The 15,293-nt window shown below is 33.3% G+C and carries 14 protein-coding genes; 9 read left to right on the top strand and 5 right to left on the bottom strand.

All coding sequences use genetic code 11. The features are described from left to right. Positions 1 to 25: 25 nt before the first annotated feature. A complete protein-coding gene (locus IWX80_RS15215; RefSeq protein WP_196854178.1) occupies positions 26 to 1,408 on the bottom strand; it encodes a carbohydrate porin in 1,383 nt (460 codons plus the stop codon). 466 nt (positions 1,409 to 1,874) lie between these two features. Here IWX80_RS15215 and IWX80_RS15220 point away from each other — a divergent pair, with 466 nt between their 5' ends. After that, positions 1,875 to 2,609 carry an NUDIX hydrolase gene (locus tag IWX80_RS15220; RefSeq protein WP_334682372.1) on the top strand — a complete coding sequence of 245 codons (735 nt, stop codon included), beginning with the start codon at positions 1,875 to 1,877 and terminating at the stop codon, positions 2,607 to 2,609. 131 nt (positions 2,610 to 2,740) lie between these two features. Beyond that, on the top strand, positions 2,741 to 3,970 hold the full coding sequence (locus IWX80_RS15225) for a multidrug effflux MFS transporter (protein ID WP_196854238.1): 1,230 nt from the start codon (positions 2,741 to 2,743) through the stop codon (positions 3,968 to 3,970). A gap of 19 nt (positions 3,971 to 3,989) precedes the next feature. Here IWX80_RS15225 and IWX80_RS15230 read toward each other — a convergent pair whose 3' ends face one another. The 4 genes from IWX80_RS15230 to IWX80_RS15245 all read right to left on the bottom strand — a co-directional run bounded on the left by IWX80_RS15230 (position 3,990) and on the right by IWX80_RS15245 (position 9,021). After that, positions 3,990 to 5,264 (bottom strand): NAD(P)/FAD-dependent oxidoreductase, encoded by a 1,275-nt coding sequence (locus IWX80_RS15230; RefSeq protein ID WP_196854179.1) that lies wholly within the window; start codon positions 5,262 to 5,264, stop codon positions 3,990 to 3,992. A 97-nt stretch (positions 5,265 to 5,361) separates the two neighbouring features. Beyond that, positions 5,362 to 6,699 carry a DEAD/DEAH box helicase gene (locus IWX80_RS15235; RefSeq protein ID WP_196854180.1) on the bottom strand — a complete coding sequence of 446 codons (1,338 nt, stop codon included), beginning with the start codon at positions 6,697 to 6,699 and terminating at the stop codon, positions 5,362 to 5,364. A gap of 143 nt (positions 6,700 to 6,842) precedes the next feature. Continuing rightward, a complete protein-coding gene (locus tag IWX80_RS15240) occupies positions 6,843 to 8,387 on the bottom strand; it encodes a DEAD/DEAH box helicase (RefSeq protein WP_196854181.1) in 1,545 nt (514 codons plus the stop codon). Positions 8,388 to 8,493: 106 nt separating this feature from the next. After that, positions 8,494 to 9,021: a DUF6155 family protein gene (locus tag IWX80_RS15245; RefSeq protein WP_196854182.1), complete on the bottom strand. Its 528-nt coding sequence runs from the start codon at positions 9,019 to 9,021 to the stop codon at positions 8,494 to 8,496. 102 nt (positions 9,022 to 9,123) lie between these two features. Between IWX80_RS15245 and IWX80_RS15250 the strand changes: the two genes are divergently transcribed. The 7 genes from IWX80_RS15250 (at position 9,124) to IWX80_RS15280 (ending at position 15,282) form a co-directional block, all read left to right on the top strand. Next, positions 9,124 to 9,402: a DUF3817 domain-containing protein gene (locus IWX80_RS15250; protein WP_091169746.1), complete on the top strand. Its 279-nt coding sequence runs from the start codon at positions 9,124 to 9,126 to the stop codon at positions 9,400 to 9,402. Further along, positions 9,395 to 10,651: a mechanosensitive ion channel family protein gene (locus IWX80_RS15255; protein WP_196854183.1), complete on the top strand. Its 1,257-nt coding sequence runs from the start codon at positions 9,395 to 9,397 to the stop codon at positions 10,649 to 10,651. The genes IWX80_RS15250 and IWX80_RS15255 overlap by 8 nt, the downstream gene beginning before the upstream one ends. Before the next feature lie 139 nt (positions 10,652 to 10,790). Further along, positions 10,791 to 11,183 (top strand): glyoxalase, encoded by a 393-nt coding sequence (locus tag IWX80_RS15260; protein ID WP_196854184.1) that lies wholly within the window; start codon positions 10,791 to 10,793, stop codon positions 11,181 to 11,183. 301 nt (positions 11,184 to 11,484) lie between these two features. Next, on the top strand, positions 11,485 to 12,198 hold the full coding sequence (locus IWX80_RS15265; RefSeq protein WP_196854185.1) for an esterase family protein: 714 nt from the start codon (positions 11,485 to 11,487) through the stop codon (positions 12,196 to 12,198). A 56-nt stretch (positions 12,199 to 12,254) separates the two neighbouring features. Beyond that, on the top strand, positions 12,255 to 13,196 hold the full coding sequence (locus tag IWX80_RS15270) for an ATP-grasp domain-containing protein (protein ID WP_196854186.1): 942 nt from the start codon (positions 12,255 to 12,257) through the stop codon (positions 13,194 to 13,196). A 68-nt stretch (positions 13,197 to 13,264) separates the two neighbouring features. Then, positions 13,265 to 14,374 (top strand): carboxylate-amine ligase, encoded by a 1,110-nt coding sequence (locus tag IWX80_RS15275; RefSeq protein WP_196854187.1) that lies wholly within the window; start codon positions 13,265 to 13,267, stop codon positions 14,372 to 14,374. 77 nt (positions 14,375 to 14,451) lie between these two features. Next, on the top strand, positions 14,452 to 15,282 hold the full coding sequence (locus IWX80_RS15280; RefSeq protein ID WP_196854188.1) for a type 1 glutamine amidotransferase: 831 nt from the start codon (positions 14,452 to 14,454) through the stop codon (positions 15,280 to 15,282). Positions 15,283 to 15,293: the final 11 nt, after the last annotated feature.

A 15,293-nucleotide genomic window follows, 5' to 3' on the forward strand; every position in this document is an offset into this window, starting at 1 on the left:
ATCTATATAATTTTAAATTTATTTCTTAAAATAACCACCATTCCGTTTTTACTCCAATAAAAGAGCCCCAACGTTTTTGGTTCACTTGTAAAAAAGGCGAATAGTTATTATTGCTGGCGTAATCGTTGTAGTGTGCTAACGTGGCTATAAGTCTGATGTGTGGACGGCTCCAAGGGTCTTTTTTTCCTAAGGGCACAATGGTAGGAACAAAAGAAAATTTCCACATATTGGCTTCTGGATTATCACCATCTTTTCGTATGGCATAATGCACTTCTTCAATCAAGTGCAACCACTTCGCTACATAAAAGAAGCTTCTGAAACCAACTACGAAATCCGTTTTTTGATTATACAATTGATTTCCGTTGAAATACTCGTCCGTATTTGTACTGGCAGAACCACCTTTGCTTTTTGTGAAAACGCCATACCCGTTGATACTGAGTTTTTGCGAGAGGTTTAACAGAAAATGTTCCACCATGGTAAAGGAATACGCATTGCTATATTTCCCGTCAGAATCTGGCGCTCCGTAAGTTGCCCAAGTAAAAGTGTTTCCGTTATCGCCCCCATTTGCAATACCGGAACCATATCGCACCGAAAGCTGATTGAACGAACCCGGTAAAGCAGTTTTGAATGGATTATTGTATTTAATTCCAGCGACCCAGCCATTATCCGACGGATAGTTTTTAGAAGCATTTTTTGAGTTGGCAGCAACATAATGAAACTCCCCCAAAAGTTTAATTACATTATCATTTTTTAAGTGAATACTGTGTTCGCCAATCCAAACCATGCGTTGGCGAATAGCAGGATTTGTTGCGCCGGCAACGGTTACTTCATAATTATAAGGATACACATTTGTTGAATCAGCAGAAGCGGGCATCAACATCGTCAGTTCCGTATTTTTATGGCTTACGCCAAAACCTTGCGCAGAGTGATCATCAAAATAAAAATAATCGCTGATGTGAATGTCATCATAGCGACGAAAACGGGATCCTGCCCACGCAGACCATTTACTTCCCATGATATTTCTGGCTTCAATATAAGCTTCGGGAAGAATAAAAGTCAACCCATTATTGGAACGAGAGCTTACATTTCCCACAAACTGACCATTGGCAGAATACATTCCTAAACGCATTTGGAACGTTACATTTGTGCTGTCTTTACCGTCAATTTTTGGAGAAAAGTGTATTGCAGGTAATATATCGATATAGTCCGTTTGTTCTAAACGTCCGCCTAATGATCCTTGACCGGAAAGATTCAAAGGTTTCCACATGTTTCCTTCACCATTTGGCGAAAGCCCAACCCCGATTCGACCCGTTGTTCCTAATGAAAAATTCGAATTAGTTATAACCACCTGTGAATAAATTGGCATGAACAGTATTGAAAATAAGAATATAAAAAGTGCTTTTTGCATAGAAGTTTTATTTTAAAAAATGGCTCAAATAAGTTTTTGGTGGTTTTAAATTTTATGAACGGTAACTATTATATACTTAAATTTTATTTTTTTATGCTCTTAATATATCAAATACTTGAATCTATATCAGGTCAAAAATTTGGTTTTACAATATTATAAAAGCTTTTTAATATTAAGCGTCATTTTGATTATTATTTTTCAAATGTATTATTTTTTTTTAATTAGCAATAAAAAAAACTTAAAAATTATCTATATATGGCAAGTATTAGCGTAATAATGTACTTTTTTAATAAATTTGAATTAATTTGTTACAAAATACATATAACGTAATAGTGACGTTTAATTACATAATTAATTCGTGTTTTAGAAAATATTTAATTATAAATAAATCATTAGTTTTGTAGTAGGAAAAGATGCTGCGTAACATTGCCTCTTTCAAAAAATATTTATATTCTCATTCTTAATTATGTCTAAAATAATTCCAAATATATCTGTAGACTGTGTCGTTTTTGGTTTTGACGGCACTACCAAATCACTTAATGTATTATTGATAAAACGCTATTTAGAATCTAAGGAAAATCACGAGCCGTTGGTTAACGATTATGTTCTTACGGGCTACCATACATTTGAGCAGGAAACCATAGATGAAACTGCATCCAGAGTTTTGAAGGAGTTAACAGGACTTGATAATGTTTATAAAAAACAATTTAAAGTTTTTGGAGATCCAAATCGTTTGATGAATGAAAAAGATATTATTTGGGCCAAAATTGAAAATTTCAACCAACGTACCATAACAATTGCGTATTATTTTTTATTGAAAACTCAAGAAGTGAATTTAGAAAATAACAAACATGAAGCACAGTGGTTTCCTGTCAATAATTTACCGGAATTAGGATTTGATCACAAAGATATTATCAATGAAGCCTATGCTGATTTAAAAGAAAAAGCACTATATAAACCTATTATTTTTGAACTTTTGCCTGATAAATTCACTTTCAATGAATTGCAGGATACGTATGAATCTATACTGGGAAATGAAATGGATAATCGAAATTTCAGAAGAAAACTGCTGACGAAAAAGTATATTATTGCCTTGGATGAAAAGCAAGTAGGTGTTTCAAAAAGACCATCCCAACTCTTTATGTTCAGCAAGGATGTATATCAAAAAATTTATAAGGAATCTTATTTAATCAATATTTAAATTGCTGTTTTTTTTAAAAGATTGATTGATTTCAATTTGTTATATAAAGCAGGAAAGTGTCTCGATTCGGATGTTAATTATTTACCTTTGCAAAAAATTAAAAAATCCCAATTTTCATGAGCGATTCCGAAATGACAAAAACAAGATATATCAAATTGATCCTGATTTTAGGCTCATTAACAGCTTTAGGTCCTTTTTCAATAGACATGTATTTACCGGGTTTTGCTGGGATTGCAAAAGATTTAAATACCTCCGTTGCTAATGTTTCCATGACTTTATCAAGTTATTTCATTGGAATTTCCGCAGGACAATTGCTTTACGGACCTTTATTAGACCGTTTTGGTCGAAAAAAACCTTTATTTATAGGATTGTTAGTTTACATATTAGCATCATTAGGTTGCGTTTTTGTAACTGATATTGATACTTTTATTGGATTACGATTTATTCAAGCTGTTGGTAGTTGTGCTGCTACAGTAGCTTCTGTTTCTATGGTTCGGGATTTGTTTCCAGTGAAAGATATTCCAAAAGTATTTTCTTTATTAATGTTAGTTGTCGGGCTTTCGCCAATGCTGGCGCCGACTATTGGTGGTTACGTTACCGAAGATTATGGCTGGCATATCGTATTTTTTATATTGATGTGCATGGGAATTGTAATTCTTATAGCAGCCCAAATCGTTTTACCAAACAGTTATTTGCCTGATACTTCTATTTCTTTAAAACCAAAACCTATTATCAGCAACTTCATCAGTATTCTGAAAGAACCTCAATTTTATACGTATGCTTTTGCTGGTGCGATTGCTTTCTCAGGATTGTTTACTTATGTTGCGGCTTCTCCTATTTTATTTATGGATATTTTTGAAGTGGATGCAAAAACATATGGCTGGATATTTGCCTTTATGTCATTAAGTTTTATTAGTGCCAGCCAATTAAATTCATTGTTATTAAGAAAATTCAACAGTGAACAGATGATTCTTGGCGCATTGATTTCACAGGCAGTAATTAGCGTTTTATTTCTGATTTTGGCAATGAATGAGCTTTTAGGTTTATATGAAACTATTGCAATGTTGTTTTTATTTCTGGCGTGTTTGGGTATATCAAATCCCAATACTGCAGGACTTACCCTTGCTCCTTTCTCAAGAAATGCCGGAAGTGCTTCCGCATTGATGGGTGCGATTCAGTTAGGTTTAGGTGCTTTAGCGTCTTTTGCAGTCGGTGTTTTTGTTAAAAATTCTATGTTACCAATGGTTTGGATTATGACGGTTTCTACAATATTGGCACTGATTATTTTAATTTTCGGAAAACGAAACATAAAAAAAACTATTACAACTTCAAGTGATGAAGAAATTGTAATAGTTCATTAAATATAGAATCGATTCAGTGCTATTTTACTTCTGTCTTTATTTTTTTATCGGGTCTGATAATCATTCGCAGTGATTGATCTTTTGCAAAATAAGCAATCATCCAGTTAAAGAATGTTTTTACTCTGTTGCGATAAGTAATCAGAGAAATAAGGTGAATAAATAGCCATATTATCCAGGCAAAAAATCCTTTAAAATGCATTTTTGGTTTTGGTAAATCAACCACAGCCTTATTTTTTCCAATAATAGCCATAGATCCTTTATCATTATATATAAAGGGTTTCAAAGCCTTTTTTTGTAGCATTCGTTTAAAGTTATTTGCCAAATTTATCCCTTGCTGAATCGCAACCTGAGCCACTTGCGGATGACCATTAGGAAAATCGGCATCAGTAAGTTGAATGCAAGTATCGCCTATCGCATAGATATTTTCAGTACCATTCACTTTGTTGAAGGCATCAGTAGCCATTCTTTTTCCACGTCCATAACTCTCAGCCGGAATTCCTTCGAATATTTTTGCAGAAACTCCCGCGGCCCAAATTAAATTCTTGGTTTGAATGGTTTCACCATTTCCAAAATACACGGTGTCATCAATATAATCTACTACAGTAGTGTTTAATTTTACGACTACGCCTAATTTTGTCAATGCTTCCAGTGTGTCTTCCTGCGACGCTTTACTCATAGGTGATAGTAAGGCATTTGCGCCATCAACCAGATAAATATTGCTTGCCGTAGTACTTAATTCCGGATATTCTTTCAGCAAAATGCTTTTACGCATTTCAGCAAACATTCCGGAAACTTCCACTCCTGTTGGACCGCCGCCAGCCACAACAATAGTTAATAATTTTCGGCGTTCGCGAATGTCTTTGCAAATGGCTGCTTTTTCCAAATTTTTCAACAAGGTATTACGCATCACGATGGCATCATTCAGCGTTTTCATTGGAATAGCATTTTTCTTTACGTTTTCCATGCCAAAATAACTTGTTTCGGCACCAGTGGCAAAAACTAGGTAATCGTATGTTAATTCTCCATTGTTGAGCGTGATTTTATTTTCGGAAGGATTTACTTTTAATAAATTTCCCAAACGGAATTGCAGATTTTTTTTCCCGGAGAAAAATTTTCGAAATGGATAACTGATACTGGACGGTTCTAAAAAAGCCGTTGCAACCTGATATATAAGTGGGGCAAAGAAATTATAATTGTTTTTATCAACGAGCGTTACGTTGATACCTTTTTCATTTACCAGTTCTTTAGCAAGATTAATTCCTGCAAATCCTCCACCTATTATTACAATTTCCATAAAGTATTATTTAATATTCAATCAAAAAAAAACATCCATAAATATAAGCTATTTATGGATGTGATTAAATATACAAGTATTAAAAAACTTATAAATTTTACTTCATTTTTTGTATTTTAACCGGTTTTTCTGTTGGTTCATTTTTATTTTGCAATATATAATTAGCCAATAATTTTTCAATTAACTCATCTTTAGTTAAATGATGAAAAACCGTTTTTATTTTTTCTTTTAATTCTGGAGCAACATCATGATTGGGTTTTGTCTTGAAAATTTGCTTCGCCCATAATAATGTGTTGTTTTCTTCAATGCTGGCAACTGTTGGTTTTTTGAACTGAGTAAATTTAATCCCTAATTCTTTTTCGAAATCAGCAATCTCAGCTACTTCTTCCGGTTGTAAAACCGTTAACGAAAGTCCCTTTGCTCCTGCTCTTGCCGTTCTACCACTACGATGTACGTATGCTTCATAAACATCTGGCAAATGATAATTCACCACATAAGAAATTTCCTTTACGTCAATTCCTCTTGCGGCTAAATCTGTCGCCACTAATATATTGATATGTCCTTCACGGAATTGCTCCATGATTCTGTCTCTTATTCCTTGCGATAAACTACCGTGTAATGCGCCTGATGAAAAGCGGTTTATGGCTAAGTTTTTGGCTAATTTATTGACAGCTGCTTTCGTTTTACAAAAGATAATTCCGCGTTCTTCTTCTTTAGAATTCAAGAAATGCATTAAAACATCCAGTTTTTCAATAGGATCAACTACAATATATTCATGGTCAATTCCTTGATTTCCTATTGTTTCCATGTTGGCACTAACTTGCACCACATTTTTGTTCAAATAGTTCTGAATCAATTGTTTTATAGTTCCTGGCATGGTTGCCGAGAATAAAAAAGTCTTATGCGCCACAGGTAACTCAGCGATGATTTCATCTAAACTTTCTTTCAAAATTGTAACCATTTCATCGGCTTCATCGAGCACAAGGAATTTGGTTTCTTTTAAGTTGATGGCTTTACGCTGAATCAAATCAATCAATCTTCCCGGAGTTGCCACAACAATATGTGTTGGCAATGAAAGTCGTTCTATTTGTGGTTTTATAGGAATTCCTCCACAAGTTGCCGCAATAGAAACTTCAGGTAAATATTTTGCGAAACTTTCTAAATTAGAAAAAATCTGATGTCCTAATTCCCGAGTTGGAACTAAAATAACAGCTTGTATCACTGGTAAATTAGTATCAATTAATTGTAAAATAGGCAATCCAAAAGCTGCTGTTTTTCCTGTACCAGTTTTAGCAAGACCAACCAAATCCGTAGTGTTTGATAAAAGTAACGGAATTGCTTTTTGTTGAATTTCTGTTGGTACAACAATTTTCAATTCGGTAATCGCTTTTATTATTGGTGCTGAAATTCCTAAATCAGAGAATTGTTTTGGCATATTTTTGGATTTTATATTTTATAAAATTGTTGTTTTGTAAACGTAATTTTTAGCCCTGATAGCAGTGGAAATCCTTTTCCTTTTTTCTTTAAAAAGGAAAAGATTACAACGAATAGCAGGATTAGCTCCTTGAAAAAGAAATATTAATCTTCGTCCGGTTCGTTCATGATTTTCTCACGATATTTTTTACCTGTTAACAATACCAGTTTCAGTTTGTAATCGTCAACAAGCCATTCGCGGTAATTTTTACTGCACTGACTCAAACATTTTGAATAACGCTTGATGCGACAATCGATATCATCATCCAGCAATTTCCCTAATGCTTTTGCTTCTTGTAATGTATCCGAATTGTCTACACACATGGCAGCGTGTTGCTCCAATGATTTTTCTAAGACTTCTTTAGAACGCAAATTTTGTTTGATAATGAGTTTATGCTCTTCATCGACATCAAAAGTTACAACTTCGGTTTTACTGAATTTTGCACGAATATCCGGCGGCATACTATATTTAAAATACAATTCGATTTCTGTATCATCACGTAAATTTTCAAGATAAAATTCGGGTGATTTAAAGATGTGTTGCCAGTTTACAGGCTCGCTCCACAATCCAAATCGTGCTGCATTATTTCCTAAATCGATAACGTTAAATGTATCTTTATTAGGTAATTTTCGAGAACCACGACCAATCATTTGATAGTATAATGTCAGTGATTTTGTTGCTCTATTTAAAATAATTGTTTCTACGGTTGGCTCATCAAATCCGGTGGTAAGAATTCCAACTGAAGTCAAAATAGCATCCGGCGTGTGCTTGAACCAATGCAAAATATCTTTTCTTTCCTCGTTATTGCTGGTATTATCTAAGTGGCGAATAGCATAACCGGCTTCTCTAAATGTTTCATATACATATAAAGACGTATTGATACCATTATTGAAAATTAAGGTTTTCTTGCCCAAAGATTTTTCCGTATAAGCATGCAATAATTTTTCCTGCATGGCCATATTTGTATATAAATCATCCGATGATTTTACAGTGTAATCTCCGTTGATACCTACTTTAAGGGAAGTTAAACCCACATCATAACTATAGGTAACCGCTTTTGCTAAAAATCCATTTGCAATCAACGAACTAATGGTGTCTCCTACGATTAACTCATCGTAGCTTTCATGCATTGGCAATTTTATATTTGAACTTAAAGGTGTAGCTGTTACTCCTAATATAAAGGCATTTTTGAAAGAGCTCAATAATTTTCGAAATGAATTGTAATGTGCCTCATCGATGATTACCAGTCCTACATTATCCAAATGTAATTTTTCATCATTGATACGGTTTTTCAAGGTCTCGACCATGGCCACAAAACAAGAATAATCGTTTTGGTCCGGAAGTTCTTTTACTTTACTGTTGATGATTTTGTTTTTCACATCAAAACCTTTCAACATTTTTGAAGTTTGTTTACACAACTCAATTCTGTGTGTTAAAACAACTACTTTTTTATCGTGTTGAGACAAATAACGTCGTACGATTTCAGAAAAAACTACTGTTTTTCCTCCGCCTGTAGGCAGTTGGTATAACAAATGATGCTGTGGTGGTGCATTATCAATGCGTTCAAAAATGGCATCAATATCGCCTTTTTGGTACGCATAAAGTTCTTTTTTGTCTTCGATTTCTATTTCTAAAGTGTTTTGGGACATTGCTTATTGTTGGATTTTTGCAAAAATACGCCTAAAAAACAGTTTAATTGTCAATTTTAAATAAAAAAAAAGGGATTGATTAAATAAAATTGAATTATGCAGGAGATTAATATTCAAATCGCTCTATAATAGCATTAAATTCAGGTTCGTTGTACCATTTTTGTTTGATAGTTTCGTCATGAATCGCAGTTATTCTTGGTTTAAAATCATTCAGAATTCCGTTTGCAATCAAGAAAATTACTGCTTGTTCAAAAGAATTGAACATACTTTTGAAAAACAAATCTTGTTTTATATCATGTTCGGATGAGAATGTTTGCGCAATTTCAATATTGTAAAGCATGACATCAGCAATTACAAAGGGATCTACTCCCAAAACAAGGAAATGCTTGATATATTTTTGAGCAACAGAACGACGCATTTTCGGTTTGCTGCGTCTTCCTGCCTTTTTGAAAGGATAATATTCATTGGAAATTTTGAGTTTGCATTCCTGCAAAAGCGTTTCTTCCTTTGGATTAAAAACAAAATTATAATAGACTTTTACAGGACTGAATTTCTCGTACAATTCGATAATTTGTTCTTCGAGTTGCTCCTTATTTAGTTCGGCTAAGTATTTTTTTAAATCGCGTTTACTCATTATCAAAGATTAAGGATACAAAAGTAATTTACTTTAGGAATCAATGCGTTAAAAATCAAACTTAATACTTAATTTTGGCACATTAAAACTAAATAAATTCAAATGCTTAAGATTTTTAAAATTACTGCAATAATAGAGGGGATATCTGCTTTACTATTGTTTTTCTTTGCTATGCCAATGAAATATATTTACAATGACCCTTTTTATGTTAAACATATTGGTATGGCGCACGGAATATTATTTACTTTATACATTGTCCTTGCAACAATTTTAAAATTTAAAGAAAAGTGGGATTTTAAAAAATATTTTATAATTTGTATTGCGTCAATTCCTCCATTTGGTACTTTTTACATAGAAAGAAAATACCTGAAAAATGTATAAATACATAGAAAAAATATTCACTTTTCTATATCCTATATTTCGAAAATGGGGATTGGGAAGCAGTTTAGCTTCCTATTTTAGTTTAGTGCTGAATATTATTGTTTTGTGCGTAATGGCGTATGTCATATACGTGATTTTTAGACTTGTTCTAGTTACAATCATGGCCGTTATTGCCCAAAAAACCAAAACCAAATTTGATGATTTGCTGGTAACCAACAAAACGGCTAAATATATTGCACACTTAATTCCGCTTTTGTTTATTTACAAATCAGTTCCAATTATTTTAGATAGATTTGAATATTGGGAAGGCTTTTTTGGAAAATTGGTTGGAATCTATATCATCATTCTGGTTTTATGGATTATACGTACGATATTCAATGCTTTACGCGATTATTTAAAACTAAAACCGAGATATAGCGATAAACCAATCGACAGTTTTATTCAGGTAATAATGATAATGCTTTGGGTTATTGGGATAACCTTAATTATTTCAAAATTATTTGATATTGATAAAAAGGAGCTTTTAACTATTTTAGGAGCGGTTTCGGCGGTGATAATCTTGATATTCAGGGACACTATTTTAGGTTTTGTTTCCAGTGTTCAGGTTTCTATTAATGACATGGTTCGAATTGGCGACTGGATTACAATGGATAAATTTGGAGCTGATGGAGATGTGATTGAAATCAATTTGGCGACTGTAAAAGTTCGAAATTTTGACAATACCACAACCACAATTCCTACGTATAGTTTAAGTTCTGATTCATTTCAAAACTGGCGTGGAATGCTCAATTCTGATGGTCGTCGTATTAAAAGACACATTCTCATAAAAACAAGCAGTATTCGGTTTTTAGAAGAAGCCGAATTGAATGACTTAAAAAAAATTCATCTTATTTCGGATTATATTGACACCCGAAAATTAGAAATAGACGAATATAATTCCAGTAATAAAATTGATAAATCCATTGCTATAAATGGACGAAATCTGACTAATTTAGGATTGTTTCGAAAATATATTACTGAATATCTTTTCCAATATCCCGGATTAAATCAAGATATGCTTATGCTTTGCCGCCAATTACAATCTACGTCGCATGGTGTTCCGCTTGAAGTTTACGCATTTTCCCATGACAAACGATTTGAAAATTACGAGTACATCATGTCGGATATATTTGATCATATCATTGCTTCAGTGGGATATTTTGACTTAGAAATTTTCGAAACAGCCACCGAGAATGAATTTCCTGCATAAGTATTTTTAAATCAAGATATTAAGATAAATTAGATTTGTCAAACAACATGTTTTGCGCGGTGAAATTTTATTGTTTTTAATTACTAAAGTAAAATTTACTATTCCTATTTCATTTTGTTTTAATTTTAAAGAAAAAAAAATGAACACACGTGATACTTTTTTAAAAGAATTTAGAGGACAAACAATTGGTTCCGTAACCACACAATCTACTTCGGAAGAATCATTTCAAAATGAAGTGCTTCGTCCTATTTTAAAGCTACAAAATGATTTATTTGTTGCTTCGTTTACTAATTATATCAGTAAAAATAAAGTCGATTTTTACAGTCATTCTACTGATAAAAAGTCATTAATTATAGAAAAAGCAATCCAAAAAGACATCAAGTTCAGAAACGCTTTGAAGGGAATGATTATCGGATTATTCACCGCTGATGAATATGATGTTTATGTAAAAAACTCTTCAAATATCAACAAAAGAATGATGAGTATGTTAGTAGAACGATTAAAAAGCCAAGTACAGCTTTTTGAGATTTAAAAAAGCTGTAAAACACAAAATTTCGTTTTATCAAAAATTGATGAATCTATTACAAATATTTATTCTGGGGAATACTTATCCGTAATTTAGAAATTAAATGCGTTTAGAATTCAAAACTCCACAATGTTAAAACAACGTCATTTATTGTTTATAATTTAAAAATTTGCTGCTTCTTAATCTAAATATTACTATTTCTTTCTAATTTAATAATTCTAATCTTTTTTATAATAAATATTAGTTAAGTTAGTATTTATCTGCGATTTGTATGATTTTTTTCATTATAATTGTTAAAAGTAATTTTATGAAGGAAGAATATTTCAAATGGCATTCCCCAAATTTAAATAGAGATATTGAAATGTTGGTTTTTGGACATGCTGGATATCCTGTAATCTTATTTCCAACTTCTATGGGAAGTTACCATGAAAATAAAGATATGGGATTGATAGAATCCGCAAAATGGTACCTTGAACAAGGTTTAATCCAAATATTTTGTCCAGACAGTATTGACAAAGACAGTTTTTACAATAAAAATATACATCCAGTTCACCGTATAGAAAATCACGTCAGATATGATAAAATGATTTGCCACGAAATTGTTGAGAGGGTAAAAAACAATACGCCCTCAGGCAAAGTAGCTATGGCAGGTTGCAGTTTTGGTGGTTATCATGCTGCAAATTTTGCATTTAGACATCCCGGCTACGTGAGTCACCTATTTTCTATGAGTGGCGCTTTCAATATCAAGAGTTTTTTGGATGGTTTTCATAATGACGACGTATTTTATAACAGTCCCGAAGATTATCTATATGGCCTTAATGATCAAGAATTATGGAATATGGATATCGTCCTTGGAACTTCAAATTGGGATATTTGTTTTGATGCCAATCTAAAATTAAGTAAGGTTTTAAGCGACAGAAACATCCATCATTGGCTTGATATTCGTCAGGAACGCAAACATGACTGGCCGGTTTGGAAAGAAATGTTTCCGCACTATTTATCAAGAATCAGATTTTTTTAGATTCCAGTCCCAGAAGAAAAACAAAATAAAATTAAATAATTTATAAACGTATCAAGATGAAAAAAATTGGAATTTTATTTGGAATGGAAGACACTTTTCCACAAGCATTTATTGATCGTGTCAATTCAAAAAACGAAAAAGGAATCATTGCGGAAGCAGTCGCTATAGATAAGGTAGTTCAGAATAAAGATGGAGAATATGCTGTAATTATTGACCGTATTTCACAAGATGTCCCTTTTTATCGCGCCTATCTAAAAAACGCTGCCTTGACAGGAACCAATGTGATTAATAACCCTTTCTGGTGGAGCGCTGATGATAAATTTTTCAATAATGCATTGGCTGATACACTTGGAGTTCCACTCCCTAACACTGTGATTCTCCCTTCGGCAGAACATCCTACGGATACGACCGGAAAATCATTCCGAAACTTAAAATATCCAATGGATTGGGAAGGAATATTTGAATATATTGGCTTTCCTGCCTACATGAAACCGTATGCTGGCGGTGGATGGAAAAACGTTTACCGTTTGGAAAACATTGAAGAGTTTTGGGAAAAACATCAGGAAACTGGACAGTTGGTAATGATGTTACAAGAGGAAATTGTTTTTACGGAGTACTTCAGAGTATATTGTTTGGGTTGCAAAGCCGTTAGGATTATGAAATACGAACCAAGAAATCCGCATCATTTGCGTTATGTAATTGATGGTCCGCCGGTAGATAAAAAATTATTGGCCACCATAAAAGATTATACTTTAAAGCTGTGTAAAGGTTTGGGATACGATTTTAATACAGTAGAATTTGCCGTTAGAGATGGAATCCCTTATGCGATAGACTTTGGAAATCCAGCTCCTGATGCCGAGTTGACTTCAGTAGGTGCTGAAAATTTTGAATGGGTTGTGGAAGAAGCTGCGAAAATGGCAATCGCTGCCGCAAAAAAGCAAAAACCAGGAAAAATGAACTTGACTTGGGGTACTTTTATCAAAGATGCAGTAAAATAGTTTTCAGTCGCAGTATTCAGTAAACAGACTGAAAACTGCGACTGCGACTGAACACTAAAAAAATAATTATGTTAAAGAAATTACCTGTTTTTACACTTGGTGTCGAAGAAGAATATCAAATTATAGATCCTGTAACTAGAGATTTGCGGTCGCATTTATCCAAAATTGTGGATGGTGCAAAGATAATTTTGAATGAGCAGGTTAAGGCTGAAATGCATCAATCTGTGGTTGAAGTAGGCACTAATATTTGCAATAATGTAAATGATGCCAGAAATGAGATTCGTTTTTTACGTTCTAAAATCGTTGAATTAGCAGACAAACAAGATCTTATTGTGGGCGGCGCCGGAACGCATCCGTTTTCAAAATGGCAGGACCAGCCCATTACGGACGATCCGCGATACCACGATATTGTAAATGAATTGCAGGATGCGGCGCGTTCTAATTTGATTTTTGGAATGCATTGTCATGTAGGTATTGAAAATCGTGAAATTGGTTTACAATTGATGAATCAGGCCACTTATTTCCTGCCGCATATCTTTGCGCTTTCGACTAATTCCCCTTTTTGGGAAGGAAGACAAACGGGTTATAAATCCTTTAGAACAAAGGTTTTTGATAAATTTCCAAGGACGGGCTTGCCGGAATATTTTGATTCGGTTAGTTCGTATGATAATTATCTGGAAACTTTGGTAAAGACGAATTGCATTGATAACCCGAAGAAAATTTGGTGGGATTTACGATTACATCCTTTTTACAACACGATTGAGTTCCGGATTTGCGATATGTCATTGACAGTAGATGAAACCATTTGTATTGTCGCAATTATTCAAGCAATTGTTGCCAAACTCTATAAATTGAATATGAATAATACCAGTTTTAATGTGTACAGACTGGCTTTGATAAAAGAAAATAAATTTCGTGCGGCACGTTACGGAATTGAAAACAACATGATTGATTTTGGTTTGCAAAAAGAAGTCGAAACTAAAATGCTAATTCTAGAATTGCTTGATTTTATTGATGATGTTGTTGACGAATTGGGAAGTCGTTCCGATATAAATTACGTTCATGAAATTCTGAAAAACGGAACTGGAGCTGATAAGCAACTCGCAATTTTTCAAGAAACGGAAGATTTGTCCAGAGTGGTTGACTTTATAACTGGTGAATTTACAAAAGGATTATAAAAATAAAACGCTTAATATGTTTTGCCGGCCGTCATAAAATATAAGTTACCTTTGCACATTGTTTTTAAAAATAGATTATGTCCAATAAAATCATAAAAATAGCCCTTTTAGATATGTACAACGGCGAACCTAATCAGGGAATGCGCTGTATTATTGAAATTATCAATAGATTTAGTCCGGTGCTGAGTTTTAAAATATTTGATGTTCGGCTAAAAAGCGAGTTACCTGATATAAAATCGTTTGATATTTATATTTCTACTGGTGGTCCCGGAAACCCTTTAATTGGTGATGGTAATTGGGATGTAAAATACTATGAATTTATTGATTCGCTGAACAAATGGAATGCTGAAAACCCGGTTAAAAAACATGTTTTGTTTATTTGTCATTCTTTTCAAATGGCCTGTCTGCATTTTGGACTGGCAACGGTAACCAAAAGAAATGATACTTCTTTTGGAGTGATGACGATGCATAAAACGAATGAAGGGAAAACAGATCCTTTATTTGAGGGTTTAGCAGATCCTTTTTATGCGATTGATTCCAGAGATTATCAAGTTGTACAACCGAAGTTAAGTGTTTTTGCGAAAAAAGGTGCCAAGATTATTTCATTAGAAAAAATCAGAGATCATGTGCAATACGAACGTGCGATTATGGCGGTTCGTTTTACCGATTATTTTGTTGGTACACAATTTCATCCTGAAGCAGATCCAATAAGCTTTGTTTCCCATTTGAGAAATAAAGAAGCGAAGGAAAAAATTAAGGAAATGAAAGGTAAAAAGAAATTCAGAAATATGCTGGAAGATTTATTGGATGATGATAAAATTTACAGAACAAATGAAACTTTGATTCCTAATTTTCTTCGAATAGCAATCAATGATTTGATGAAAACTAAAAAAACATTCTCTAACTAACTTAAAACATT

The sequence above is a fragment of the Flavobacterium sp. CAN_S2 genome (assembly GCF_015752255.1).
Taxonomy (GTDB): Bacteria; Bacteroidota; Bacteroidia; order Flavobacteriales; family Flavobacteriaceae; genus Flavobacterium.